The sequence below is a fragment of the Desulfosarcina sp. genome (genome assembly GCF_041551955.1).
GTDB lineage: Bacteria > Desulfobacterota > Desulfobacteria > Desulfobacterales > Desulfosarcinaceae > Desulfosarcina.
In genome coordinates this window covers 1-1,999 of record NZ_JBFELV010000612.1, presented here as the reverse complement: position 1 = coordinate 1,999, position 1,999 = coordinate 1, and the positions used below count along the sequence as shown (strand labels likewise).

The 1,999-nt window shown below is 55.0% G+C and carries 3 protein-coding genes; all 3 read left to right on the top strand.

Going from position 1 to position 1,999, the window contains the following annotated elements; translation table 11 throughout:
• The coding region (locus ABYV26_RS24810; RefSeq protein ID WP_372684028.1) for a zinc-binding dehydrogenase at positions 1-352 on the top strand (352 nt) is incomplete at its 5' end.
• Positions 353-378: 26 nt separating this feature from the next.
• Positions 379-1,239, top strand: a complete 861-nt coding sequence (locus ABYV26_RS24805) for a PAS domain S-box protein (protein WP_372684027.1) — start codon at positions 379-381, stop codon at positions 1,237-1,239.
• Positions 1,240-1,264: 25 nt separating this feature from the next.
• A complete protein-coding gene (locus ABYV26_RS24800; RefSeq protein ID WP_372684026.1) occupies positions 1,265-1,657 on the top strand; it encodes a DUF2784 domain-containing protein in 393 nt (130 codons plus the stop codon).
• Positions 1,658-1,999: the final 342 nt, after the last annotated feature.

Genomic DNA, 1,999 nt, shown 5'->3' with positions numbered 1-1,999 from the left:
TGGGAAAGCGATCGAGGCGGCGGCCGGTCGCTTTGACCTGATTGTCTCTACGGTCAACGTCAAACTGGACTGGAATCTTTACCTGGGCACACTGAAACCCCGCGGCCGTTTACATTTTGTCGGTGCGACGTTGGATCCGCTGGACATCGGTGTATTTCCACTGATCATGGGTCAACGGTCGCTGTCCGGATCACCGGTCGGCAGCCCTGCAACCATGGGAAGAATGCTTGAATTCGCCCTTCGGCACGACATCAAGCCGGTGGTCGAAACATTCAGTTTCGATGACATCAACGCCGCTATTGCACGGTTGAGAAGCGGCAAGGCCCACTATCGCATTGTGCTCAATCACTGATTTCCCGACAAATGGAGAACCCATCCATGGGCAGCACAACTTGGTTTTTGATTCTTCTGATCGTCGGTCTGGTTGCATGGGGGGTTCATCGATTCCGGCGCCAGGATCAGGAAATGCAGACACTCAAGCAATCCCTTCAGGAAATCAATCAAAAAACGCACACCAATGAGGAAACCTACACCAAAAACCAAGCCCGCTGGGAGCAGACCGAGGAAAAATTGCGCAGCTTCCTTTTGTTGATGGACACCTTGATGAACACCATCCCCAACCCCATCTACTTTAAAGACGCTGAAGGGGTTTACCAGGGATGCAATAAGGTCTTCGCCAAACAGATTTTAGGCCTGACACGGGACCGCATCATCGGCAAACGCCCCATGGAGATGCCCGATCAGATCCCGGCCGACCTGGCCGCCGCCTATCAACGCGAAGAGTACAAGATGATCGACAAAGCCGGCATTCATACCTTCGAGACCCAGGTGCAGTGCGCCGATGGGCTGCGCCGGGATTTCCTTTTCAGCCTGGCCCCGGTAGTGGATCGCCAGGGCAATCTCAGCGGCAGCGTGGCCATCCTTTCGGACCTGACCGATAAGAATCGTGCGGCCCAAAACCGCATGCAAAAGGAACGGCTGGAAGGTGTGTTGGAGATCGCCGGCGCCGTCTGTCACGAATTCAACCAGCCGCTGCAGGCCATTTCGGGCTACACCGAGCTGATGGCCATGAAACTGGATGGCCATGAAGCGCATGCATACATCGACAAACTCACTGACCAAATTGAACGCATGCGCGGCATCACCAACAAATTGCAAGGCGTCACCCGCTACGAAACCAAAAATTATGCCGGCAACACAAAGATCATCGATATCAACAAGGCATCTGAAAAACAGTAGGGGTCAATCAACCCCCTGAACCCTCATGATTGCAGGACTCGCAGCAGATATTATTATGCTTGTCCACCTGCTTTTCATCCTGTTCGGTGCCCTGGGTGGAATCCTCGTCGTCAAATGGCGAAAAGTTGCTTTCCTACACCTACCTTGTGTGTTGTGGGGTGTGCTGATCGCCTTTGGCGGGTGGATCTGCCCGTTGACGCCCCTGGAGATGCATCTTCGGCAACTGGCCGGGCAGGCGGGATATGCCGGCGGTTTTATCGACCACTACGTCATGCCGATCGTCTACCCGGCCGGCCTGACGCGGGGGATGCAGATCGCTTTCGGGGTGACCCTTCTAACGGTTAACCTGCTCGTTTACGCTCGGATGCTGGTGAACCGCGGTAGCGAACGCATTTCCCGCGGTTTGTGGCGGGGTTAGCGAGCGAACTGGAAGTCGATTATCATTTTTTTCTTCTGGCCAACGGTGATCGTAGTGGAAGCCATGTTCTGCAGGAAGCCAAACACACCCACGGCACGATCGTCATTCAGATGGAATGAGACGGCCCCTCACCGTCAGCGGGCGTCTTGGACTATTCGGCTTGCGCGTCCCCTGCACGGGATGTGGTTAATCGGAAATAGGGAGCCAAACCCATGCAAACCGACCGGGGTAAGTGGATAACGGACATCATTTCCCATTTCGTGGCGTCATCGCATGAAAATACGCTAGGCACGCCGACCGGTGAAAAGGCTTTCGATCCGCCGCTGGTCGGCTTTTCCACCG

Excerpts from the sequence above, each read along its gene's own strand:
- ABYV26_RS24800 (WP_372684026.1), top strand. The coding sequence starts at position 1,265 with ATGATTGCAGGACTCGCAGCAGATATTATTATGCTTGTCCACCTGCTT.
- ABYV26_RS24805 (WP_372684027.1), top strand. The coding sequence starts at position 379 with ATGGGCAGCACAACTTGGTTTTTGATTCTTCTGATCGTCGGTCTGGTT.